Annotated in this window: 16 protein-coding genes and 2 pseudogenes; 12 read left to right on the top strand and 6 right to left on the bottom strand. The window is 64.1% G+C overall.

Features of this window, described 5'->3' with window-relative positions; genetic code table 11:
- Window positions 1–151 precede the first annotated feature (151 nt).
- From ABQZ00_RS14625 to pbpC, 3 genes are all read left to right on the top strand, one after another.
- Complete coding sequence (locus ABQZ00_RS14625) at window positions 152–1543, top strand: sigma-54-dependent transcriptional regulator (RefSeq protein WP_323537956.1); 1392 nt, start codon at window positions 152–154, stop codon at window positions 1541–1543.
- A gap of 799 nt (window positions 1544–2342) precedes the next feature.
- A complete protein-coding gene (locus tag ABQZ00_RS14620; RefSeq protein ID WP_323538343.1) occupies window positions 2343–2846 on the top strand; it encodes a sensor histidine kinase in 504 nt (167 codons plus the stop codon).
- A gap of 16 nt (window positions 2847–2862) precedes the next feature.
- Window positions 2863–5259, top strand: a complete 2397-nt coding sequence (pbpC, locus tag ABQZ00_RS14615) for a penicillin-binding protein 1C (RefSeq protein WP_503064283.1) — start codon at window positions 2863–2865, stop codon at window positions 5257–5259.
- Window positions 5260–5474: 215 nt separating this feature from the next.
- Here the strand turns inward: pbpC and ABQZ00_RS14610 are convergent, their stop codons facing one another.
- Both ABQZ00_RS14610 and ABQZ00_RS14605 read right to left on the bottom strand, forming a co-directional pair.
- On the bottom strand, window positions 5475–6035 hold the full coding sequence (locus ABQZ00_RS14610; RefSeq protein ID WP_055845761.1) for a ferritin-like domain-containing protein: 561 nt from the start codon (window positions 6033–6035) through the stop codon (window positions 5475–5477).
- A gap of 42 nt (window positions 6036–6077) precedes the next feature.
- Window positions 6078–6561, bottom strand: a pseudogene (locus tag ABQZ00_RS14605) (peroxiredoxin).
- Between the two features lie 162 nt (window positions 6562–6723).
- Between ABQZ00_RS14605 and ABQZ00_RS14600 the strand changes: the two are divergent.
- The 9 genes from ABQZ00_RS14600 to ABQZ00_RS14560 all read left to right on the top strand — a co-directional run bounded on the left by ABQZ00_RS14600 (window position 6724) and on the right by ABQZ00_RS14560 (window position 18894).
- Window positions 6724–7200, top strand: coding sequence for an Hsp20/alpha crystallin family protein (locus tag ABQZ00_RS14600; protein WP_323537958.1), 477 nt, complete (start codon window positions 6724–6726; stop codon window positions 7198–7200).
- Between the two features lie 405 nt (window positions 7201–7605).
- Complete coding sequence (locus ABQZ00_RS14595) at window positions 7606–8502, top strand: DnaJ C-terminal domain-containing protein (RefSeq protein WP_115512318.1); 897 nt, start codon at window positions 7606–7608, stop codon at window positions 8500–8502.
- A gap of 449 nt (window positions 8503–8951) precedes the next feature.
- Entirely contained in the window at window positions 8952–9338 is a 387-nt protein-coding gene (gene pilH, locus ABQZ00_RS14590) for a twitching motility response regulator PilH (protein ID WP_008578169.1), read from the top strand.
- Window positions 9339–10246: 908 nt separating this feature from the next.
- Entirely contained in the window at window positions 10247–11383 is a 1137-nt protein-coding gene (hflK, locus tag ABQZ00_RS14585) for an FtsH protease activity modulator HflK (RefSeq protein ID WP_055845750.1), read from the top strand.
- Window positions 11380–12243 (top strand): protease modulator HflC, encoded by an 864-nt coding sequence (hflC, locus tag ABQZ00_RS14580; protein WP_323537959.1) that lies wholly within the window; start codon window positions 11380–11382, stop codon window positions 12241–12243. The genes hflK and hflC overlap by 4 nt, the downstream gene beginning before the upstream one ends.
- 441 nt (window positions 12244–12684) lie before the next feature.
- The gene (locus tag ABQZ00_RS14575; protein ID WP_323537960.1) at window positions 12685–13149 is read left to right on the top strand and encodes an REP-associated tyrosine transposase; all 465 of its coding nucleotides are present in this window, start codon (window positions 12685–12687) and stop codon (window positions 13147–13149) included.
- 523 nt (window positions 13150–13672) lie between these two features.
- On the top strand, window positions 13673–13858 hold the full coding sequence (locus tag ABQZ00_RS14570; RefSeq protein ID WP_055846303.1) for a DUF2065 domain-containing protein: 186 nt from the start codon (window positions 13673–13675) through the stop codon (window positions 13856–13858).
- A 416-nt stretch (window positions 13859–14274) separates the two neighbouring features.
- Window positions 14275–15567 (top strand): adenylosuccinate synthase, encoded by a 1293-nt coding sequence (locus ABQZ00_RS14565; protein ID WP_055845741.1) that lies wholly within the window; start codon window positions 14275–14277, stop codon window positions 15565–15567.
- Between the two features lie 660 nt (window positions 15568–16227).
- Window positions 16228–18894 carry a M1 family metallopeptidase gene (locus ABQZ00_RS14560; RefSeq protein ID WP_323537961.1) on the top strand — a complete coding sequence of 889 codons (2667 nt, stop codon included), beginning with the start codon at window positions 16228–16230 and terminating at the stop codon, window positions 18892–18894.
- Between the two features lie 295 nt (window positions 18895–19189).
- Here the strand turns inward: ABQZ00_RS14560 and ABQZ00_RS14555 are convergent.
- The 4 genes and pseudogenes from ABQZ00_RS14555 to ABQZ00_RS14540 all read right to left on the bottom strand — a co-directional run.
- Window positions 19190–20257, bottom strand: a pseudogene (locus tag ABQZ00_RS14555) (XVIPCD domain-containing protein); the annotation flags it as partial.
- A 117-nt stretch (window positions 20258–20374) separates the two neighbouring features.
- Window positions 20375–21313 carry a hypothetical protein gene (locus tag ABQZ00_RS14550; RefSeq protein ID WP_323537962.1) on the bottom strand — a complete coding sequence of 313 codons (939 nt, stop codon included), beginning with the start codon at window positions 21311–21313 and terminating at the stop codon, window positions 20375–20377.
- 2 nt (window positions 21314–21315) lie between these two features.
- Window positions 21316–22611: an XVIPCD domain-containing protein gene (locus ABQZ00_RS14545; RefSeq protein ID WP_323537963.1), complete on the bottom strand. Its 1296-nt coding sequence runs from the start codon at window positions 22609–22611 to the stop codon at window positions 21316–21318.
- A gap of 383 nt (window positions 22612–22994) precedes the next feature.
- Window positions 22995–23624, bottom strand: a complete 630-nt coding sequence (locus ABQZ00_RS14540; RefSeq protein ID WP_055845724.1) for a TetR/AcrR family transcriptional regulator — start codon at window positions 23622–23624, stop codon at window positions 22995–22997.
- Between the last annotated feature and the right edge of the window lie 112 nt (window positions 23625–23736).

Raw genomic sequence — 23736 nt, 5'->3', positions numbered from 1 at the left:
GCACCGCTCCACCGACACACGGGCAAGCTGCATGCACGATGCAGTTGCGCACGCATGCAGCAGCGTGGGCGCTGGTGGGCGCTGCAGCCTCATTCCGGGCATGCGCTTCGCACGGCGCCGCGAACCGGCGCGTGGCCGCTAGACTCTGCACATGACGGTTCCTTCAACCCCCGCAGCCCGCATCCTGGTGGTCGACGACCAGCCCGACGTCCGCGAGGCGATGCGGCTGCTGCTCAAGAGCGCCGGCTACGGCATGGTCGGCGCGGAGTCGCCGGAGGTCGCGTTGGGTTGCCTGCGTGGCGACACCTTTGCCGCGGTGCTGGTGGACATGAATTACCGCCGCGACACCACCTCGGGCGAAGAAGGGCTGGACTTGATCGCGCAGATCGCCGCGCAGTGGCCGGGGTTGCCGGTGATTGCGATGACGGCCTGGGCGAGCGTCGGGCTGGCGGTCAACGCCATGCAGCATGGCGCGGTGGATTTTGTCGAAAAGCCCTGGCAGAACGCGCGCGTATTGAGTGTGCTGGAGAGCCGCATCGCGCTGGACCGTAGCCGCCGCAGCGAGCGCCACCTCAGCGAGGCACAGGCGTTGCGGCTGCAGGAGGCGGCCGGCGGCTTCATCGCCGAGTCGCCGGTGATGCGCCGTCTGCTCGACGATCTGTCGCGTATCGCCAAGAGCGATGTCGGCGTGCTGTTGCTCGGCGAAAACGGCACCGGCAAGAGTGTGGTGGCCGAGCTGCTGCATCAGTGGTCCGCACGGCATGCGCAGCCCCTGATCAAGGTCAATATCGGCGGGCTGGCCGCCAGCGTGTTCGAGTCGGAGATGTTCGGCCATGTGCGTGGCGCGTTTACCGATGCACGCCAGGACCGCAGCGGCCGCTTCGAGCTGGCCGATGGCGGCACGTTGTTCCTCGACGAAATCGGCAACCTGCCGCTGGAACAACAGGCCAAGCTGTTGCGGGCGATCGAAGACGGCGAGTTCGAACGGGTCGGCGCCTCGCGCACTCAGCGCGTGGACGTGCGCATCGTGGCGGCAACCAACGCTGATCTGGAGGCCGATGTCGCCGCCGGGCGCTTCCGCCAGGATCTGTTGTATCGCCTCAATACGTTTCAGCTACGCGTGCCGCCCCTGCGCGAACGTCACGACGACATCCTGCCGCTCGCCAGGCACTACCTGGCTGCGGCGTGCACGCGTTATCGGCGGGCCTTGCCCACGCTGGCGCGCGATGCCGAGCAGGCCTTGCTCGGCTACGCATGGCCGGGCAACGTGCGCGAACTGGCGCATGCGATGGAGCGCGCTGCGCTGCTGGTCGATGGCAACGTCATCGGTGCCCAGGACCTGCGCATGCGTACCGCGCCCCAGGACACAACGACAGTCGCAGCACGCATGACCCTGGATCAGGCCGAGGCGCTGCTGCTGCGCACCGCACTGGCCGACCAGCAGGGCAACCTGCAGCGCGCCGCAGAGCAGTTGGGCATCACCCGGCAAAGCCTGTACCGGCGCATCGGCAAGCACGGGCTGCGTGGCGACGATGTCGGGTAAACCCCTGCGCTGGCAACCGTGGTGGGTGGCCGTGCCCGCGCTGCTCGCACTGGCGGTCGTGCTGTGTGTGGGAGCGCCGGCGGCCACCGAGGCCGTGCTGTTGCTCGCCTGCGTGGTCCTGCTTACGGCCGCGATGGTGCGCCTGCGTCAGCGCCGTGATGGTCACCGCCAACGCACGCTGGCCGGATTGCTGGACGCATTGCGCGAGGGCGACTACAGCGTACGCGCCGTATCGGTTGCCGGCAGCGATGCCATGCTGTTTGCGCGCTTTAATTTGCTGGCACAACGGCTACAGGATGAGCAGCGCGACGTGCACGAAAGCCTGCAACTGTTGAGCAAGACATTGGCGGCGCTGGACGGTGCAGTGTTCGCCTTCGAGCAGGACTGGCGCCTGCGCCTGGTGAACCCGGCCGGCGAGCGTTTGCTGGGTGCCGCGGCCGAGACGCTGTTGGGGCGCTCTGCCGAGGCGCTTGGCCTGTCGGCCTTGTTCGCGGTGCCCTCCGGAAGCATCCACGTGCAGACATTCGCCGGCCAGCAGGGACGCTGGCAGGTAGGGCATGGGGCCTTGCGCAGCCGCAGCCAGGCCGGTCATCTATTGGTGCTGCAGCCGATGGAGCGCGCCTTGCGTGACGAAGAGGCGCAGGCATTCCGGCGCTTGCTGCGTGTGCTCAGCCATGAGATCAACAACTCGTTGGCGCCGATCGGCTCGATTGCCGACACCCTGGCGCGCATGGTGCCGCCACCGGCAGCGGTGGTGGATGCGGAGCTGCACACCGATCTGCGCGGCGGGCTGGCGGTGATCGAGCAGCGCAGCGCCGCACTGCAGCGCTTTCTTGGCGGCTATGCACGCCTGGCGCGCCTGCCCACACCCAGCGTGATGCCGATTGCACTGCAGCCCCTGTGCGCGCGCGTGCAGCATCTGCTCGACGACCCACGCCTGTGTATCGATATCGCACCTGCACTGCAGGTGCAGGCCGATGCGGATCAACTGGAGCAGGTGCTGATCAATCTGGTGCGCAATGCGCTGGAGGCCGGTGGGCAGGCACAGGTCTGGCTACGCGCGCGCGGCGGCGACACCGACGCCTGCATCGAGATCGTCGACGGTGGTGCCGGGCTTCCGCCCAGCGACAATCTGTTTGTGCCGTTCTTCACCACCAAGCCTGGCGGTTCCGGCATCGGGCTGGTGCTGTCGCGGCAGATCATCGAGGCCCAAGGCGGCAGTCTGAGCCTGCACGCACGCACCGACGCGCCTGGCACAGTGGCCGAAATTCGCGTGCCACTCCATGCTTTGCGCGATGGATGATCGACGCACCGACACGATGAGCACCACGACACAGGACAGTGTGGCCGAGCACAAGGCAGTGACGCACACACGCAGGCACCACCGGCGACGGTGGCTACGCTGGAGCACAGCGGCGGTGCTGGCCATGGTGCTGGTGCTGGACCTGGTCTTCCCGCTGCCGCTGCCCAAATCGCGCGACACCTCCACCCTGGTGGTGGCGCGCGATGGCACACCGTTGCGCGCGTTCGCCGATCGCAATGGCGTGTGGCGCTATCCGGCCAGCCCGGACACGGTATCGCCGCTGTATCTGCATGCCTTGCTGAACTACGAAGACCGCTGGTTCTGGCGGCATCCCGGCGTCAATCCATGGGGTTTGTTGCGTGCCGGCGGGCAGTGGCTGGGGCAGGGACGCATCGTCTCCGGCGGTTCGACCTTGACCATGCAGGTGGCGCGCATTCTGGACCCGCATACGCGCACGCCATGGGGCAAGGCCAAGCAGTTGCTGCGCGCGCTGCAGCTGGAAGCGCATCTGAGCAAGCGCGAGATTCTCACCCTGTATCTGGAGCGCGCGCCCTACGGCGGCACCATCGAAGGCGTGGAAGCGGCCAGTTGGGCGTACCTGGGCAAGCCCGCCACCGCGTTGTCGCAGGCCGAAGCGGCGTTGCTGGCGGTGTTGCCGCAATCGCCCAGCCGGCTGCGCCCGGACCGCCACCCGGAAGCGGCGCAACGCGCGCGCGACAAGGTGCTCGATCGCATGGTGGAGCTGGGCGTGTGGTCGCGCGCGCAGGTCGACGATGCCCGCATCGAACCGGTGGTGACGCGCGCGCTCAAGCCGCCCTTGCATGCCGCGCTGCTGGCGCAGCGGTTGCATAGCGCGCAACCGCGCGCTGCACGCATCGTCACCACGCTGGATGCGGAATTGCAGCGCACCCTGGAAGAGCGCGTGGCTACGTATTTTTCGCAATTGCCCGAGCGCACTTCGGCTGCATTGCTGGTGATCGACAATGCCACCATGGAAGCGCGTGCCTATGTTGGCTCGGCCAGCTTCGGCGATCGCAAGCGGCTCGGCCATGTGGACATGGTGCAGGCCTGGCGCTCGCCCGGGTCTACGCTCAAACCGTTTTTGTACGGTATGGCGTTGGACGATGGCTTGATCCATTCGGAAAGTCTGCTGGTGGATGCGCCGCAGAGCTTCGGCGACTACCGGCCCGGCAACTTCGATGCTGCCTTCAACGGGCCGGTGAGTGCCGCCACTGCGTTGCGCTTGTCATTGAATGTGCCGGCGGTGGACCTGCTCGATCGCATCGGCCCGGCACGCTTTGCCGCGCGACTGTCCAATGCAGGCATTGCGCTGCACTTCCCGCGTGGCAGCACGCCATCGCTGGCGTTGATCCTGGGCGGCACCGGTGCGCAATTGCAGGAATTGGTCGGCGCGTTCGCGGCGCTCAATCGTGGCGGTATCGCCGGGCGCGTGCGCTACACGCCGGACGATGCGCGGATCGATCGACGGTTGATGTCGCCGGGCGCGGCCTGGATCGTGCGCGAGATTTTGCAGAGCAATCCGCGCCCCGGCTACGGCAGCGGCACCTTCGATACCGCCGCACGCCCGGGGGTGGCCTGGAAGACCGGCACCAGTTACGGCTACCGCGATGCCTGGGCCATTGGCGGCACGCGGCGCTATACCGTGGGTGTGTGGGTTGGCCGCCCGGATGGCACACCGTTGCCCGGCCAATACGGTGCGGTAACCGCATTGCCGCTGATGTTCGAAGTGATCGATGCATTGCCGCGCAACGCCGGCGACAGCGCGCCGCTGCCGATGCCGGCCACGGTGCAGGCCAGGGAGATTTGTTGGCCGCTCGGCGGCGCGCTGGAGCAGACGCCGCCGCCACTGTGCGCACGCCGTGCCGAGGCCTACGCACTGGATGGCGCGCTGCCGCCCACCTTTGGCGAACGCGACGCGCGGTTGTGGCAAAGCGGGCGGTTGCAGTTCGAGGTGGACGCGCACAGCGGCCAGCGCCTGTCGCAGGAGTGCACGCAGCCACATGCGCGCACGCCACGCGCATTGGCACGCTGGCCGGCACTGGTGTCGCCCTGGCTCAGCGCGGCAGAACGCACCGCCGCGCAGCTGCCGCCGTTGGCACCGGACTGCCTACCGGACGGGCGCATGACCGGCGGCGGCGTGCTGCGCATCGATGGATTGAGCGACCGCGCCACGTTGGCCCGCGCAAACGACACCGCACGTCCGGTGCGCCTGCAGTTGCGTGCGCTGGGCAGCGAGGCGCGCATCGACTGGCTGCTGGACGGTCGTTGGATTGCACAGACCAACGGACGGCAGGGATTTCAGCGCGACTTTGCGGACGTGGGAGAGCACACGCTCACCGCCATGGCCAGCGACGGTGCCTGGACGCAAGTGCGGTTTCGCGTCTTGCGTTGAGTGGGCATCGACGTGCACGTAGGAGCGCACCTGGGCGCGATGAGGCGTTACCGGTAAAACCCCATCGCGCCCAGGTGCGCTCCTACGGAGACCATGGTTTCTGCCAGCGTTTGCACCAGACCACAAACACAAACAAGGCGCCCAGCGGCGCCCTGTTTGTGTTGCGTCTTCGATGCTGCAGTCGCATCGGTGCCATCAGCACCGACGCAACACAGTCACTCGCCGATCCAGCCTTCCAGCATGTCGGCAAACTCATCGGCGTGCTCTTCTTCCTGGGCCAGAATGCTTTCCAGGATGCGCTTGGTGGTGGTGTCCTTGTCGCCGATGAAATCGATCATCTCGCGATAGCTGTCGATGGCGATGCGCTCGGCGATCAGGTTCTCCTTGACCATGTCGCGCAGATCGGTGCCTTCCTTGTACTCGGCATGCGAGCGCTTGGTCAGCGTGTCCGGGTTGAGGTCCGGTTCGCCGCCCAGCTGCACGATACGCTCGGCCAGTTTGTGCGCATGCGCCTGCTCCTGCTGCGCATGCTCCAGAAACTCGCCCTTGACCGCGTCGGCCAGCATGCCCTTGGCCATGAAGTAGTGGCGGTAGTAGCGCAGGGTGCACACGTACTCGGTCGCCAACGCGGTGTTGAGCAGCGCGATCACTGCCTCGCGGTCGGCGTGATAACTCTCGGTGATGGCGCCGTCTTCGATGCTCTGGCGTGCGCGTGCGCGCAAGGTGGCGGTATCGGTGATACCGGCGGGGATGTTGGTGGCTGGCTGATCAGACATGGCTGGCCGTTTTCCTTCTGAGTGGACGGGGGAATCGTGACTTCAATCGGGCAGATGCTGCAGCACGTAATCGGCCGCAGACACCTTGAACTCGCCGGGTTCTTCGACAAACAAGGCCTTGACCACGCCGTCGTCGGCATACAGCGCATAGCGGCGCGAACGCAGGCCCATGCCTGAAGCGCTCGCGTCGATTTCAAGGCCTAGTGCGCGAACCAGTTCGGCGTTGCCGTCGGGCAAGCAGGTGCAGACCATCGGGAACTAACTGGGCGCGGCCCCAGGCCTGCATCACGAACGGGTCGTTGACGGCGGTGCACAACACGTCGATGCCGCGTTTGCGGAACTCTTCGAAGTGCTCCACATACCCCGGCAAGTGTTTGGCCGAGCAGGTCGGCGTGAATGCGCCCGGCACTGCGAACAGCAGCACCTTGCGGCCGGCGAACAAGCGATGCGTGTCGACCGCTTCGATGCCTTCGCGCATGCGCTTGAGCACCACTTCGGGAATGCTGTCACCAACGGCAATGGTCATGGGGCTGGGCTCTGTGTGGCTGAACGAAGTCTAGAAAAGGGCAGGGAAAAAGCGCGTCAACGCGCTTGAAATCCGCACGGCCACGCCTATCTGACGCACATGGCCGGCGCGGTGGTGCATGCCGCCGTCGCCGGCCCCTCACCCAACTTTTGGAGGCTTGCAATGAGCATCGTTCGTTATCCCCAGTGGCCCACGCACGCGCTGCAAAACGAGATCAAGCACGTGTTCGATCGTTTCTTCGAACAGAACAGCGATACCGACGAATCGGCCGTGGTCACCGCCCAATGGGTGCCGCGTGTGGACATCACGGAAGAGCCCAACCACTTCGTCCTTTATGCCGATCTGCCGGGCATCGACCCTAGCCAGATCGAGGTGCAGATGGACAAGGGCATCCTGTCGATCAAGGGCGAGCGCAAGAGCGAGTCCAGTACCGACACCGAGCGCTTCTCGCGCATCGAACGCCGCTACGGCAGTTTCCATCGGCGTTTCGCGCTGCCCGACAGTGCCGATGCCGACGGCATCACCGCCGCCGGTCACAACGGCGTGCTGGAAATCCGCATTCCCAAGCGGCCGGCAGCCACCCCGCGTCCCATTCAGGTGGGCAACGCGCAGGACACCGGCGGCAGCACGGTGCAGTAAGCGCTATCGCAGCCGCTGCATGCGCGGCTGCGGCTGGTCAGGACTGTGGCCGGGGTGTGCATGACACCCCGGCCCGGCTCGCCAGTTGCCGCCGATCGGCATCGCGGCGTGCTGCGGGGCACGTGCTGACAAGTCATGGACCTGGAGCGAGGTCACCGACTTCGCTCCCCGGCGACGGCCGCGCCGTAGAATAGGCACGGTCGCCCGCCCGGCTGCGAAGAGATCGGCCAGCAACCCTGTTGCGTGACCGCCACGTGGGCGCGGCTGGTGTCTGGAATCGGTAGGGACGGCATGTACCTACGATTCCCACCGCCCGCGCCATGCATGGCCGTCCCACCTGGTGTCTGCCTCTCGAACTGGCTCGTGGCCCTGGCTGCGGGCCGTTTTTTTTCCAGAGGTGAATAGATGGAATTCAAGGATTACTACGCAACGCTGGGCGTGGAGCCCAGCGCAGGCGATGCGGAGATCAAGACCGCGTATCGCCGATTGGCGCGCAAGTACCACCCCGACGTCAGCAAGGAAGCCGGCGCCGAAGACAAATTCAAGGCGATCAATGAAGCCTATGAGGCGCTGCGCGATCCGCAAAAGCGCAAGGCCTACGACCAGTTGAAGGCGCAGGGCTATCGCCCGGGCGACGAGTTCCAGGCGCCGCCCAGCCACGGGGGCGGGCAGGGCTTCGACTATGAAGAGGTGTTCGGCAACGGGGGCGCCGGTGGCGGCTTCAGCGACTTCTTCGAAAGCCTGTTCGCCGGCCAGCGCGGCGGCCGCCCGCGCGGCCCGGGTGCCGGTCCTGGCGCAGGGCCGGGGCCGCAGGCGCGTGGTGACACCCGCGCCAAGCTGGCGGTGCCGCTGGAAGCGGTGCATTCGGGCGACAGCGTGCGCATCACCATCAACGGCAAGCAGCTGGACGTGCGCGTGCCCAAGGGCGTGCAGCCCGGCCAGGTGATTCGCCTGAGCGGGCAGGGCAACGGCGGCGGCAATCTGCTGTTGGAGATCGAATACGCCGCGCACCCGCAGTTCGAGGTGGACGGGCGCAACATTCTCTACTTCCTGCAGGTCATGCCCTGGCAGGCGGCGCTGGGCACCACCATCAGCGTGCCCACCCTGGGCGGCTCGGTGGAATTGAAGGTGCCCGCCGACTCGGACGCCGGCCGCAAACTGCGCCTGCGCGGCCGCGGCCTGCCGGGCACCCCCCCGGGCGATCAGATCGTGGAGCTGGAAATCCTGGCCCCGGCCCCCACCGACGACGCGCAGAAAAAGGCCTACCGCAACCTGGCCAAGGCCTTCGGCGAGACGGTGTGAGGTCCACAGGCGCCTCTCTTCGTAGAGGAGGTCCTGAGGTCCAGACGTCTCGCCCGTCGCAACGCGCAAGCCTCCCAATATGAGGAGGCGCGAAAGCCCCTCTCCTGCGGGAGAGGGGTTGGGGTGAGGGTACGGCCGCCCGGTGCGGCTGCCGGCGTCAGTCAACTTCGGCCGGGCGCCACTTCAATGGCGTCAGTTGCGCGCAGCGAGCGAAGCTGGATCCATGCGTCCCTCCAGCAGTCAGCGCCAGCAGCCTCCTTAGCCGAAGCGCGACGCATCGCCTGCACCTCGCTTCCAACCCCTCACCGCCCACCACGGCGCACAGGAGTGCGAAGGCGAGCACCGCGTGCACCGCAGCGCAGCACAGCCTTCGACCATCGCGCTATTGCCCCCAGCTACCGAAAGCGCAGCTGGCGCACTACACTCGCCGCGCACACTAGGGGAAACACATGGCACGCATTTTGATCGTCGACGACTCGCCGTCGCAGCTGCTGGGGATTCAGCGCATCGTCGAGAAGTTGGGACACGAAACCATCACCGCCACCGATGGCGCCGCCGGTGTGGAAGCGGCCAAGGAGTCGCTGCCGGATCTGGTGTTGATGGACGTGGTCATGCCCAACCTCAACGGCTTCCAGGCCACGCGCACGCTCAAGCGCGAGCCCACCACCCAGCACATCCCGGTGATACTGGTGACCACCAAGGACCAGGACACCGACCGCATGTGGGGCATGCGCCAAGGCGCGCGCGCCTATATCACCAAGCCGTTTTCCGAAGACGAGCTGCTGGAAGTGATGGAGCGGGTGTTCAACCAGAAGGACGAACCGCCCAAGGCGTGATCGCTGACATCCGCGGCAACTGAGCCGGGAGTCTCGGGCTAGCAGGCGATGACTTCCAGCGTCATCGCCTTGGCGAATGACAAACGCTTCGCTGCGAACCGGCAATTGCCAACGGTCTGCGCGCATGCGTGCTTGCCATCGGGCGTGTCCGGTGCGGCAACGCCCGATGGGGCGTCGTCGTTGTCTCTCCGCTCCGTTGCATGCCAGCACGCAGTTCTCGGACGCTGCCCACGATATCGATGGCAGCGCGCGACAGACCGCAGACGGCTGGCTGCCGCGCGGGTCAGCGCGCCGGTGTAGCAGGCACCGCCCAATCAGTCAGGTGGTCGATCGTCAGTCACATGCCTGCATGCGTGACGTTGCATGCGCTGTCAAAGCGCAGCGCAACGCGAGCGATGTGCCACTGCGCCGCTGTCCTCGATCAGCAGCCGTCCATTCCAGCACCAGCCGTCCCTCCTGGCCGATGTGCCAGTGCGCGTGAGTGCACCAGCCCAATCGCTGCCACCATTGATTGGCGCGGTACAGCCGCTGTCGTCATGGCGCGTGCCGGTGCCGGTCACGGTCTCGAAGTGCCCAGGTCGTGCGCGGGAGCGCCGGGGGCGCGTCGGCCGCGCTGGGTCGGTTCGGCCAAGCCTCCCGGTAGCGGAGCGGTCGGCTCCGCGCTTTCGATCTCGGCACCGGTTTCGCGCATTGAGGGCTCCCGCCGACCTATAACCTGGCGCCGCTACCTCGTCTCCACCCCGCCAAGAACTGCCAACCCCTTGATTCACCCCGCCGGCTAAACCGCCGATGCACCAATCAGGGCCTTTCAAAACGGCCGGTCTGCCCCATCTAGTAGAATCGGCGAATCAAACAACACGGCGGCACTGCGGGACTGGCCCGCACAGCCCCTCGATCATGGAGCGTGCATGGCCTGGAACACACCCGGCAACAAGGGCGGAGACGGCCCGGATCCCAACCGTCGCAGGTCCTGGGGCCCGCGCGGTGGTGGCAACGGTGGTGGCTGGGGCAACCTGCCCGCCCCGTTGAAGGAGCTGTTCGACGGCGGCGTGGGGCGCTGGATTCTGGTCGCGGTGGTGCTGATGGTGCTGTTCTCCAGCTTCCAGCTCATCGGCGAACAGCAGCGTGGCGTGGTGCTGCGCTTCGGCCAGTTCTCGCGCATCCTGCAGCCCGGCCCGAGCTTCAAGCTGCCCTGGCCCATCGAGTCGGTACGCAAGGTCAATGCAACCGAGATCAAGACCTTCAGCAATCAGGTCCCGGTGCTGACGCGCGACGAGAACATCGTCAACGTCTCGCTCAACGTGCAGTACCAGATCAGCGACCCGCGCAAGTACCTGTTCGGCTCGCGTAATGCCGATCTGGTGCTGGAGCAGGCCGCGCAGAGTGCCGTGCGTGAGCAGGTGGGGCGGTCTGACCTCAATACCGTGCTCAACAATCGCGGCCCGCTGGCGATCGCCTCCAAGGACCGTCTGCAGATGGCGCTGGATGCCTACAACACCGGATTGGCCGTGACCGGCGTGACCCTGCCAGACGCGCGTCCGCCGGAAGAAGTGAAGCCGGCCTTCGACGAGGTCAACGGTGCCCAGCAGGTGCGCGAGCGCCTGATCAACGAAGCCCAGGCCTACGCCGCCAAGGTGGTGCCCGAGGCACGCGGCCAGGGCGCACGCACCCGTACCGGTGCTGAAGGCTACAAGGAAGCGGTGATCTCCAAGGCCGAGGGCGACGCCGACCGCTTCACCCTGTTGCAGGAGCAGTACGCCAATGCCCCCGAGGTCACGCGCAAGCGGCTGTGGCTGGAAACCGTGCAAAAGGTGTTGTCGGAGAACCGTAAGGTGATCGGCAGCGATGGTCGCCAGGTCATCTATGTGCCGCTGCCAGATGCTGGCAAGGCTGCCAACGCCGGCGGCAACGCGGGCAATGGCGGCATGCCGTCGATGGTGCCGCAGGACGTGCTGCTGAATCCGCCGCAAAGCGCCAGCAGCGAGGCCATCCGCAATCCGGAACGCGGGCCGCGTCCGACCGGCCGTGAGGGAACCGAACAATGAAAAATTCGCTAGTCATCGGCCTGATCGTCGCCGTGTTGCTAACCCTGATGGGCTCGGTGTTCGTGGTGCGCGAAGACCAGACCGCCATGGTGCTCAACCTGGGCCGCGTGGTGCGCGCCGACCTCAAGCCCGGCCTGCACTTCAAGATTCCGGTGGTGGAATCGGTGCGCGTGTTCGACCGCCGCTTCCAGGTGCTGGACACCGCCCCGGCGCGGTATTTCACCGCCGAGCAGAAAGACGTGAGCGTGGACTTCTTTGCCATCGGCTACATCTCCGATGTGCGTGCGTTCTATCGCGCCACCGGTGGTGAAGAGTCGGTGGCCAATTCCCGCCTGGCACCGATCATCACCGACTCGCTGCGCAACCAGATCAACTCGCGCACCTTGCAGCAGCTGGTCTCCGGCGACCGCAGCGAATTGATTGCCAGCCAGCTCAAGGGCATCAACGGCGCCATCAAGGGCTTGGGCATGCAGATCACCGACTTGCGCATCAAGCAGATCGACCTGCCGACCGACAGCCAGGTGATCACCGAAGTCTACGAGCGCATGCGCGCCCAGCGCAAGCAGGAAGCCAGCAAGCTGCGTGCAGAAGGCGAAGAGCAGGCTCTGACCATCCGTGCGCAAGCCGACCGCGAAAGCACGGTCATCAGGGCCGACGCCGAACGCGATGCGCAGAAGCTGCGTGGCGAAGGCGATGCCGACGCGGCCCGCATCTACGGCCAGGCCGGCGCAAAGGATCCGTCATTTTACGCCTTCTACCGCAGTCTGGAGGCCTATCGCGAATCGATGGCCGACGGCAACGGCGTGATCGTGCTCGACAAGAACGACCCGTTCCTGCAGTACCTCAAGAGCGATCGTTGATCGCTGGGTGTTGAATTGCTGATCACCTTGTACTGAGTCGCTCAGTGTTGAACCGAAAACGCCCGCGCAATGCGGGCGTTTTTTTGTGCCCGTCACGGCCAAACAGTTGCATGCTCGCCCAAAGAGCCCGTCACGTAGGAGCGCACCTGGGCGCGACAGGCATTCCCAGCAAAGCGTCGCGCCCAAGGTGTGCTCCTACGCGTTGCGCTTATCGTGGGTGTGCGTTTCGGGGTGTTGAAGCATGCGTCAGGAGCCGCAGTTACCTAGCAAGTCTCTAGCCCGATGCCGCCGTAGGAGCGCACCCGGGCGCGACAGGGCCTTGCCGGCATACCCAACAGACCGTCTTCAAACTTTAAACAGCTAAATAACCCGTAGATTTCCTAGAACCATACCAGGCAACCCCCGATATCCCCCATGCTGCGAGGCCATCAGCATTGCCGCATGGCCAACGTCCACTCACCCGGGCATCGCGCGCTGCGCCGCGGCAGACAGTCTTTGCCCAACGGCGGTTACCTGTTGACCACCACGACATGGCAGCGTCGCGCTGTGTTCGCAGATTTTCTGCTCGCCGCCGCGGCCTGTCGGGCGTTCACCGCAGCAACGCCACCCGATGCCAGGCTGCTGGCCTGGGTGTTGATGCCTGATCATGTGCATTGGTTGGTGCAACTCGGCAGCGCCACATCGTTGGCCGACACCGTATCGCGCATGAAAGCGTGCGCAGCGCGTGCGGTGAACGATCAGCGTCAACATCGCGTGCCGGTCTGGAGCCGCAGCTACCACGACCACGCGTTGCGCAAAGACGACGACCTGCACGCAGTGGCGCGTTACCTAGTCGCCAATCCACTGCGGGCCGGACTGGTTACCCGCCTCGGCGATTACCCCTTCTGGGACGCAATCTGGCTGTGAGACCGGGCAGCGTGGGGCGCACTTGGCGCGACTCGGTTTCTGAGTAATGCCCGTCGCGCCCGGGTGCGCTCCTACGATGCAGGCCTGCCTGGCCTGCCTGCCGGATGAATTGTCTTTTGTAGATTCCCGGGGTGTCGATCGCGCCCGCGCATCCCAGATGACGAGTGAGGCTTGCTTGGTTTTATGAGCCAGACCCAGCCGCGTAGGAGCGCACCTGGGCGCGACAGCTTTACCGGTAATGCCCATCGCGCCCGGGTGCGCTCCTACGATGCAGGCCTGCCTGGCCTGCCTGCCGGGTGGATTGTTTTTTGTAGATTCCCAGGGTGTCTATCGCGCCCGGGCATCTCAGATGCCGAGTGAGGCTTGCTTGGTTTTATGAGCCAGACCCAGCCGCGTAGGAGCGCACCTGGGCGCGAAAGCTTTACTGGTAATGCCCGTCGCGCCCGGGTGCGCTCCTACGCTGTAGGCCTGTTGGTTGCCGAACCGGCACACTGCAGATCCCCACGTTGTCCTGGTGTTGTTGATGCACGAATTTCTGTCAGCGTTGTGCTTGATCGCCGTCATTGAAGGCTTGCTGTTGTTTGCCGCGCCCACCGCCTGGAAGCGCATGGTCGAGCAACTGTTCAGCCTGCCCACCGCCCAACTGCGCGCTATCGGCGGCGTCACCCTGGTCATGGGGGCGATCGCGCTGTGGATCGTGCGGCACTGAGCGGGCCGTCCATTCCGGCAGCGTAGGAGCGCACCTGGGCGCGACAGGCATTCCTAGCAAAGCGTCGCGCCCAAGTGCGCTACTACGGCCCGAGGGAATTGGAGATTTTCGACGACCAGGCTAGAGACCGGCAGCATTCGGCCGCACCCACCAACCGACGGCCAGCCGCAATCTGACCGGCCCCCCGATCCGCCGCCTCGCCAGGGGTAGTGCACGTCACCCGAAACCCGGATAATGCACAAAAGCCGGCCGGGCACGCTCCAACCAGAGCACTCCGTTCGGCTTTTTCCGTGTCCGGGTTGGTCGCTGCTGCAACGCTCCCCGATGGAGCTGCGCGCAAGGTGGCGCCGCCAGCCCCGAACCGGTCCCATCCCGCGGCCCCGATGGCCGCAGCAAAACTCAGGAGTCCACCCGTCATGGGTCAGTCAGTTGTCGTGCTCGGTGCCCAGTGGGGCGATGAAGGCAAAGGCAAGATCGTCGATCTGCTTACCGAAGAGATCGGTGCGGTCGTCCGCTTCCAGGGCGGCCACAACGCCGGCCATACCCTGGTCATCAACGGCAAGAAGACCGTCTTGCATCTGATCCCGTCCGGCATCCTGCGCGACGACGCGCTGTGCCTGATCGGCAATGGCGTGGTGATCTCCCCGGCTGCGCTGATCAAGGAAATCAGCGAGCTGGAAGGCGCCGGTGTGGAGGTGCGTTCGCGCCTGAAGATTTCCCCGGCTGCCCCGCTGATCATGCCGTACCACATCGCCCTGGATCAGGCGCGCGAGAAGGCCGCTGGCGGCAAGGCCATCGGCACCACCGGTCGCGGTATCGGCCCGGCGTATGAAGACAAGGTGGCGCGTCGCGGTATCCGCATCGCCGACCTGCATTACCCGCCGCAGCTGGAAGAACTGCTGCGCACCGCGCTGGATTACCACAACTTCGTGCTGACCAAGTACCTGGGCGTGGAAGCGGTCGATTTCCAGAAGACCTACGACGAAGCGCTGGCGTTCGGCGACTACGTGCAGCCGATGAAGTACGACGTGGCCGGCATCCTGCACGACCTGCGCAAGCAGGGTAAGCGGGTGCTGTTCGAAGGCGCGCAGGGTGCGTTGCTGGACATCGACCACGGCACCTATCCGTACGTCACCAGCTCCAACACTACCGTGGGCGGCGCACTGGCCGGCACCGGCGTTGGCGCCGATGCGATCGACTACGTGCTGGGCATCGCCAAGGCCTACGCCACGCGCGTGGGTGGCGGCCCGTTCCCGACCGAACTGGACGACGAAGTGGGCCAGGGCATCCGCGACCGCGGTGCCGAGTACGGCGCCTCCACCGGCCGCCCGCGTCGTTGCGGCTGGATGGACATCGTTGCGCTCAAGCGCGCGGTGGCCATCAACGGGATCTCCGGCCTGTGCATCACCAAGCTCGACGTGCTGGACGGTATGGAAAAGCTCAAGGTCTGCATCGCGTACGAATACCGCGGCAAGCGCACCGAATACGCGCCGCTGGATGCACAGGGCTGGGAAGAGTGCACGCCGGTGTACCTGGAGTTCCCGGGTTGGAGCGAGAACACCCACGGCATCACCGTGTGGGACGAGTTGCCGCCTGCTGCACGCGCCTACCTGCGCGCGCTGGAAGAACTGGCCGGCTGCCCGATCAGCATCGTCTCCACCGGCCCGGACCGCGACCACACCATGGTGCTGCAGGATCCGTTCGCCTGATCGGCTGATGCGTCATTGAAACAAGAAAGCCCCGCGAAAGCGGGGCTTTTCTTTGTCACGCTATCGCACGTCGCCTTAGGTAGCGGAGTAATGGTGTACGTGCCGGCAGCCTGATTGCAGTCCAACGCGGACCGCGACCACACCATGGTGCTGCAGGACCCGTTCGCCTGATCGGCTGATGCGTCATTGAAACAAGAGAGCCCTGCGAAAGCGGGGCTTTTCTTTGTCACGCTATCGTGCGTCGCCTTGGGTGGCGGAGTAATGGTGTACGTGCCGGCAGCCTGACTGCAGTCCAAGGCCCGCTTGCGCACGCAGCGCAGCCGATCAGGCAGGCCGACTGCAATTAGGGCGGATGTATTGGATCAGCGCCATGCCGAGTGGTGCTAAGGGTATTGGGCGCGCGACGCATCACGGTCATTGCCAACTGCGCATCAGCCGCCTTGATACGAGTCGTGTTCACCGCTGGCCTGTAGCATGGCCCCCGCCATCCGGTGTCCGTTCGCGCCGGCTTGCTTTGATTATCATCGGCAGCACCAACGCTTCTTTTCCACGTCTACGTTTTCGTGCTCGCAAGGCGTGGACGTGACTTTCGGCTGTGTTGGGGTATCTGCGTTGACGCGATGATTCTGCACGGACAACTTCCATCACGTTAGGAACCAAATGCGCCAGATCCTGGTGACTGCAATTGCACTGGCGCTGGCCAGCACGTCCGCCGCTACCGTGGCCCATGCTGCCGCTGCTCCCGAGACGGGGGCTCCATCGATCTCGCAGGTCACTACCCAGGTGTCGCGAACCGCCAGGCCGACGCATTACGCGGTGGAGATCACCCCGCATGCCGACAAGATGACCTTCGACGGTAAGGTGCGCATCGATGTCCGGGTGCTCACCGCTACCGATGCCATCGTGTTGCAGGCAGCCAATCTGCGCTTTTCCAAAGCCACGCTCGCAGCAACGGGCGGCAAGCCGGTAGCGACCAAGATCGCCACCGACGCCGATGCGCAGACCGCGCGCTTCGATACCGGCACACCGCTGGTACCGGGTAACTACGTGTTATCCATCGACTACAGCGGCATCATCAACACGCAGGCCAATGGCTTGTTTGCGCTGGATTACACCACGCCGCAGGGCAAGCGCCGCGCGCTGTTTACCCAGTTCGAAAACTCCGATGCGCGTCGCTTCATTCCGTCCTGGGATGAGCCCAATTTCAAAGCCACGTTCGACCTGGCGGTGAATGCGCCGGCCAAGCAGATGGCGGTGAGCAACATGCCGGTGGCGCGTTCCAGCGCAGCGGCGGGCGGGATGAAGAAGGTCGTTTTCCAGACCACGCCCAAGATGTCCACCTACCTGCTGTTCATGAGCCTGGGCGACTTCGAGCGCGCCACGGTCAAGACGGATAACGGCACCGAGATCGGTGTGATCGCGCAGGCCGGCAAGGTCGATCAAGCCAAGTTCGCACTGGAATCCAGCCGCGATGTGCTGCACGCGTACAACGATTATTTTGGCGTGCCGTATCCGCTGCCCAAGCTGGACAACATTGCTGCGCCCGGGCAGAGCCAGTTTTTCGGCGCCATGGAAAACTGGGGCGCGATCTTTAGTTTCGAATTCGTGTTGCTGCTCGACCCGGCGGTGGCCGACATCAACAGCAAGCAGGCCGTGTTCACGACCGCTGCGCATGAAATCGCCCACCAGTGGTTCGGCAATCTGGTCACCATGGCGTGGTGGGACGACCTGTGGCTCAACGAAGGTTTTGCCAACTGGATGGAATCGCGGACGACCACGATGCTTCACCCGGAATGGGATATCGACAAGACCAAGGCAGCCTTCAAGAGCCGTGCAGCGATGCGGCGCGATGCCTATGCCACCACCCATCCGGTCGTGCAGCACGTGGACACCGTGGAGCAGGCCAGCCAGGCATTCGACGTGATCACCTACGACAAGGGCGAAGCGGTCATCGGCATGCTCGAAGACTACGTCGGCGCCCAGCAATGGCGTGCCGGCGTGCGCAACTACATCAAGCAGCATCAGTACGGAAACGCGGTGACCGATGCGTTGTGGCAGCAGGTTGATGCGATGGAACCGGGCAAGCAATTCACCCAGGTTGCACACGACTTCACCAACCAGCCCGGCGTGCCGTTGATCAATGTCGCCTCCACGTGTGTGGACGGGCAGACCAACCTCACCCTGCAGCAGGGCGAATACACGCTCGATCGCCCCGACAAGCAGCCACTGCGCTGGCATGTGCCGGTCGCCGTGCGTGCCGGCAACGGCGCGCCGGTACGCGTGCTGGTGGATGGCAGCGCACAGCTGCAATTGCCCGGCTGCGATGCACCGGTGGTGGTCAACGCCGGGCAGAAAGGCTACTTCCGCACCCGCTATGCACCTGCGCAGTTCAAGGCGCTCAGCACTGCATTTTCCAGCCTGCCGGTGGTGGACCAGCTTGGCTTGATGATGGATACCAGTGCGCTTGCCACGGTTGGCCTGCAACCGCAGGCAGATGCGCTGGAGTTGACCACCAAGGTGGCGGTGGGCGCTTCGCCGGACCTGTGGGAAACGGTGGCCGGCACTGTGGACAGCGTCGACGACATGCTCAAGCAATACCCGGCCACCCGTGCCGCATGGCGGTCGTATGCCACCTCGCGGCTGGCACCGCAATTTGCCACCCTGGGCTGGGACGACCGCGCTGGCGATTCCGCGCAGATCAAGCAACTGCGCACGCGGCTGATTGACAGCCTCAGCGACATGGGCGACGCGCAGCTCATTGCCGAAGCGCGCCGCCGTTTTGCCGCCTTCCAGGCCGACCCGGCGTCGCTGTCGCCGGAGTTGCGCACCAGCGTGCTGAGCATCGTCGCGCGCAATGCCGATGCCGCCACCTGGGACACGCTGCATGCGATGGCAAAGAAGGAAACCTCTTCGATGATCCGCGACCAGTACTACGGCCTGCTGGCGGCAACAAAGGACCAGGCCCTGGCCAAGCGTGCACTGGAGCTGGCCTTGACCGCCGAGCCAGGCGCCACCACCGGTGCCAGCATGATCGACATGGTGGCGAGCGAACATCCGGACCTGGGCTTCGACTTCGCCGTGGCGCATCGGCAGCAGGTGGACGGCCTGATCGACTCCACCTCGCGTGCCCGCTATTACCCGAGTCTGGGTTCCGGCTCGGTCGACCCGAAGACGGCCGACAAGATCAAGGCCTATGCCGATCAGTACCTGGCTCCCACCTCGCGCCGCGATGCAGAAACCGCCATCACCGGCATCCAGACCCGGATCAAGCTGCGCGCGGCATTGGTGCCGCAGATCGAGGCGTGGTTGAAGGCGCGTAAGGGCTGAGCATTGCCGGCTGTGAGTTAACGAAAAAGCCCGGCAACCGCCGGGCTTTTTTGTGTCACGTGTTGGAGGTAAGTGCCTGTTTGCAGTCTGCCGATTCGCGCAAGGGCGTACTGCACTGGATGGGCAAGCAGTTGTGCGTTTGAGCTTAGTGCGACTTCTGGGGTTGCGCGGCATGCAGCTTTTGTTGGGCGTTTCAACATGGCTACTTGCATCACGAAGCGGCGCTGGTCGTCTAGGGGTAATCCGTCTTGCCCTGCAGAGATGCCTCGCAACGCTGCGTCATGCCAGATTGCACTCAAGCCATCCGCATTGCCGGAGCCTCGCGTGAGCGGTTGTCCATCTCCTGCTGTTGGCTCTGCAGCGCTGCCTGTTGACGATCCACCGTCGCAATTTCCAGCTGCTGCAGCGATTGTCCCACCGGTGTGCGCACCGCCTCATCGGTGGGTATCGATGCACGCAGGTGTGCAGGGTCGTTCAACGCACCTTGCACCACAAACACCGTGTAACCGGCCGGGTGTTGCGTGGTCTGCGTACTCAACGCCACATGATCCACCCGGTCCAGATTGTTCTGGCGGGCCAGGTTCATGGCACTGGCTACCAGGCGCTCGCTGCTTTCGTCCGGTGTGCGCCCGGCTTGCGCATCGATCGCGCTCACGCCAGCGCTTACCTGTTGCAGCAACGCGTAGTCGCGGTGGCCCGGGCCGATATCGGCTAGCTTGGTAGGTGCCTGCGTCCGATCTGGCAGGCCATCGACCGATGCCGTGAACGGGCTGCGAGTGATGGAGCGGTGCTGATCGTCCTCATGAAATTGCGTCGCTTTCTGCTGGCGCTCCATGCGGACTTGGCGTGTATCGTTGAGTTCCGCCAGGCGCGCAGGATTGGTTTCTTCGCGCATGGAAGGATGCCCGCCACCGACGCTGACATTCATCCACTTCTGTTCTTTTTCGAAGTACATCGCATAGAAACTGTTGCTGCCGATGACGTTCGGATCGATCGCAGAACGGCCCTCGAGCATCTGGATCGCTTCGGTCGCCCCCAACTTGGCCAGGTACTGGCTACCGTCCACCAAGCCCATCTGCGCAAAGGTCTCGTAGCCGGTATTGCTGATGCGGGTGGCGCCGACGTATTCGTTGTCGAGCATGTTGGTCCAGATCTGTTCCAGCTTCTGGGGGCCGCTTTTTTCTAGGGACGCTTGCAGGAGCACGCGTGGTGTCCAGCAGTTGGGGTCGAGCTGGTGGAATTCGAATGCTCGATCATGTGCGGTCATCACGTCCTTGCCGGGAAGGTTCAAGGCCAGGTCTGGGCGGCGCTGTTCCATCCAATGCATCCTTTGCGCCAAATCCTGCTTGACCAGCGTCTGCCCCGCATCGTTCGATGAGCCGATTAGATGCGCGACTCAGCGGAGGTTCGCCCTGTCACCGCACCGTCGGGCAACTACGTGGGCAAGGCTGTACGCGTGGACGGTTGTCGCGCAGATGCCTCACTTGTCGGCAGTGACGTAGCGATCTTCCTTGATGCATTCCGACGGTCTGTCCGTACACGGCCATAGGCTTGCGGGCACGGTGTCGCGGTCCTCGAAGTGGTCGCCGTTCCAGAGGAAAAAGCCGGCATGCACCAGCATGCCGTGATCGAAGGCGCGGGGCGCGTCTTCGGCGAGTGGTTGCTCGGGGTCGAGCTCCATGATCCATCGGCCGACGGGGACTTGATCCAGGCGCGAGGCATCGAGAAACGCCTCGCTTGCACCGGCTGCCTGATAGCGCTTGTAAAGTTCGGGGCCTAGCGTGTCGACGGGCTGTCGGATGCCCGTGGTCACATCCTCGGCTTGGCCATTCGCAATGCGGTATGCGCGCAGACCGCCGCCTAGTCGCTGATTGCCTGGTTTTGCGCACTGCTGTCTTGCCGCATCCAGCGTTTTGTCGGGCGGAAGCTGCTCAAGCTCTTTGCAGGATGCGCTGACGAGCGCAAGGTAGCCCATCACGCCCGGGGACGCGCCTTGAAAAACACGTACCCATACAAAATACGCGGCGCCGGATTGCCCGGTACTGGTGATGCGGTAGTCGGAGGGCGAGGTGCCATGCGGTATCTCGACGACGTAACTACTTTTCTTCTCCAGCAGATGCTTCAGAAGCGGGCGTGGGACTTGGAGTGAGTCTGTTGGCAGCGAAAGCAGCGCAGCAACGACCTCTTCGGGAATAGGTCGATAGCGGCCGTTGGCTGCAGTTCGATTGTTAGGGCTTGCGACCCCAGGTAAAGCTTGGGCAAGGTGAGGTACATTTTTGATGCCCGTACTGGAGTCGGGAACTATTGTGGTAGCCGGTGAATTGATCTTGCCAGATGACGCAGGCGCTTGCTGAGAACAGCCTGTAAGTGTCAGAAACGCGAGAGCTGCGAGTATGGGCAAGCAAAGGTTGCTTCGCATTTTTATCTGCCTCCAATCGCAGGCTGTTGCTGTTGCTGTTGCTGTTGCTGTTGCCCTTGCGTCTCGATCGTAGTTTGCTGCTGCTGCTGAAGCCGCTGCAGACTTGTCTCAACGGGCGTTGCTGCAATGGTGGCCGTCTCGCTGGCGACCCGCAACGCCGCAGGATCGTTGTTTTGCCCCTGAACCAGAAAAATTCGTGTGCCTTCGGCCTGGGTTCCGGTTGCGTTGCTAGCGACAAGATTGTCAACACGCGTCATGCCGTTTGCCTTGGCTTCGTAGAGCAATGCCAAACTGTAGCTATCCGCATTTTGCGCGTAGCGCCCGCCTAGTGCAGTCAAATGGCCGCTGATTTGTTGCTGTAGGCCATGGTCCGGGTGCCCAGGCGCCCGAGGATCCGGGGTGGTAGTTGGCTGCAAATTCTCTCGCTCTTGATTCTGTTGCAACGTTTGCGTCGGTGCCACCGACGTCAATACGTATTGCCAACGGTCCTGGCCAGGCGTTCCGCGCACTGTGTTTACAAAGGCGTCGTACTCGTTGCCTCCTATGGTCTGGCAGCCAGCTGAGTCCGTATTGCGTCCGCTCCCGCGATGAATTTTAAACGTGTTGTTGAGGTCTTGAACGCCTTGTGTGTCGCGAGCATCGAACCACCCATCGCCATTACTATCGCGCTCAACCCGGCGACTGCCGTTCGCCACAGCTGTATCCGTAGGACGCAATGCGAATTCATCGGGATGGCCGCGACGCGGATGCATTGCTCGGCCCATCTCTGTTGTTCCCTCCGCCATGCGCCCAAGATCACGAACATTGTCACCATTGACGTCCTCGCCCTCGGTTTTGGCCCTGGTGACTACCTGCTCATAGCCTTGGCTGCGCGGGGTTGTTTTGGCGTGTCCGTCGTACTGAGCAGTGGGTTCCGTTGTCACATTATTGAATTCTCGTGCATGACGTGTGCCGTCGGAAGCTCTCCACAACACAACGATGCGATCGTCATACACGCCCGTACCCCGGCTATTCGTGTCCCCTGTTTGTGAATCCGTTCCTTGCGTTGTTCGATTTTCGTTGCGGAGCCCAACGATGACCCTATCTTGCGTCGCTAAGGCTTGCTGTGCGACATCATTGCCTCGCGTTTCAACAATGCTTGCGTAAACGTCGTGTTGCTGCGCCTGAGAAAGATCGCGCGTTTCCTCAGCACCAGGGAAACGGGGTGCATTACGTGCTGCTTCCAGTCGAGTAATAACTGGCCCCACTGCCGAAGCGTCTGTCGCAGGCAGCCCGCCGGGGCGCTGAAGCGCAATCAATCCGCTCCGCTGCACGCGAGGCGACTGAGCGGTCCAACGCCTCTTGTACGAGTTGTGATTGGCCTTGGCGCAGGGCGTCTAGCCGAGTGGCCGCTTCGCGGGACTGGCCTTGGTTGAATAGGCGTGCGACTTCGTCTGCAGATGCGTTGATATCGAGTTCGGGCATGTCTCTCTCCTTGAGGTCCTTGGACGGCGATCAGCGAGCTGAACAAGTTGCCGATTCACCACCAAAGTAGCGATGATTCAATCGCTTTCCAGCAGCTGGTCTGTATGAATAGCGGGCTTACCCGTAAGGGTAAGGAATGTCTCATCAATCTGTGTCTGACCCGGCTTCAGATGTCGGACAAATTCGGTTGAAGATTGAACGCTTGGGCTTTCAGTCACTACACCGGCGCAGACTTCAAAATCCCCGACAAACTCTCGCGCAAAATCAGCTGCAAATGCATGCGGTTGAGTTCCATGCCGCTGGTCATCACGCTGTGCAGGCCGCCGCACATGGCGGCGACGGCGAAGACGCGGGCCTGGAATTCCTGTTCGCTGCTGGCCGGGTCGGCGTGGCCGCGCAGTAGCCGCTTGAGCAGGGCGCTGAGGTGTTCGATCAGCGATGCGCTCTGGCGGCGCATGAAGGCGGCCAGCACCGGGTCGCGCAGGGTGGCCAGGTGCAGCTCAAGGTCGATGCGGGTGCGCTTGATGTTGATTTCCTGCAGCAGCCACTCTTCGAGCAGGCCTGCAATGAAATCCACCACGTGCACGTTGGCCGGGCGGTCCACCAGCCACATCTGGCGGATGGCGCGCATGTAGTTGCGCTCCAGCAATGCGCGCACCAATGCGTCTTTGTCTTCGAAGCGTTGCAGCAGGCTGCCGCAGGAGACCTTGGCGCGTTCGGCAATCAGTTCGAAGCTGGTGGCGTTGAGGCCGATCTCGTCGATGCACTGTTCGGTGGCGTCGAGCACCTCTTCCAGCAGCAGTTCTTCGCGCTCTTTCGCCGTGCGTAGCAGCAGAACGTTGGACATGGGGAGCAGGCAGGCGGGGGGCTGCAGTATAGCGGCGTTGCGTTAGCCATCCGTTGCGTTCGCTGGGCTGTAGGCCATTGGTCATGGGTGCTGCGTGCGCTGCGTTGCAGTT

It is taken from the genome of Xanthomonas sp. WHRI 10204, assembly GCF_040202875.1.
Lineage (GTDB): Bacteria > Pseudomonadota > Gammaproteobacteria > Xanthomonadales > Xanthomonadaceae > Xanthomonas.
This window is presented reverse-complemented; position numbering and strand designations above follow the sequence as displayed.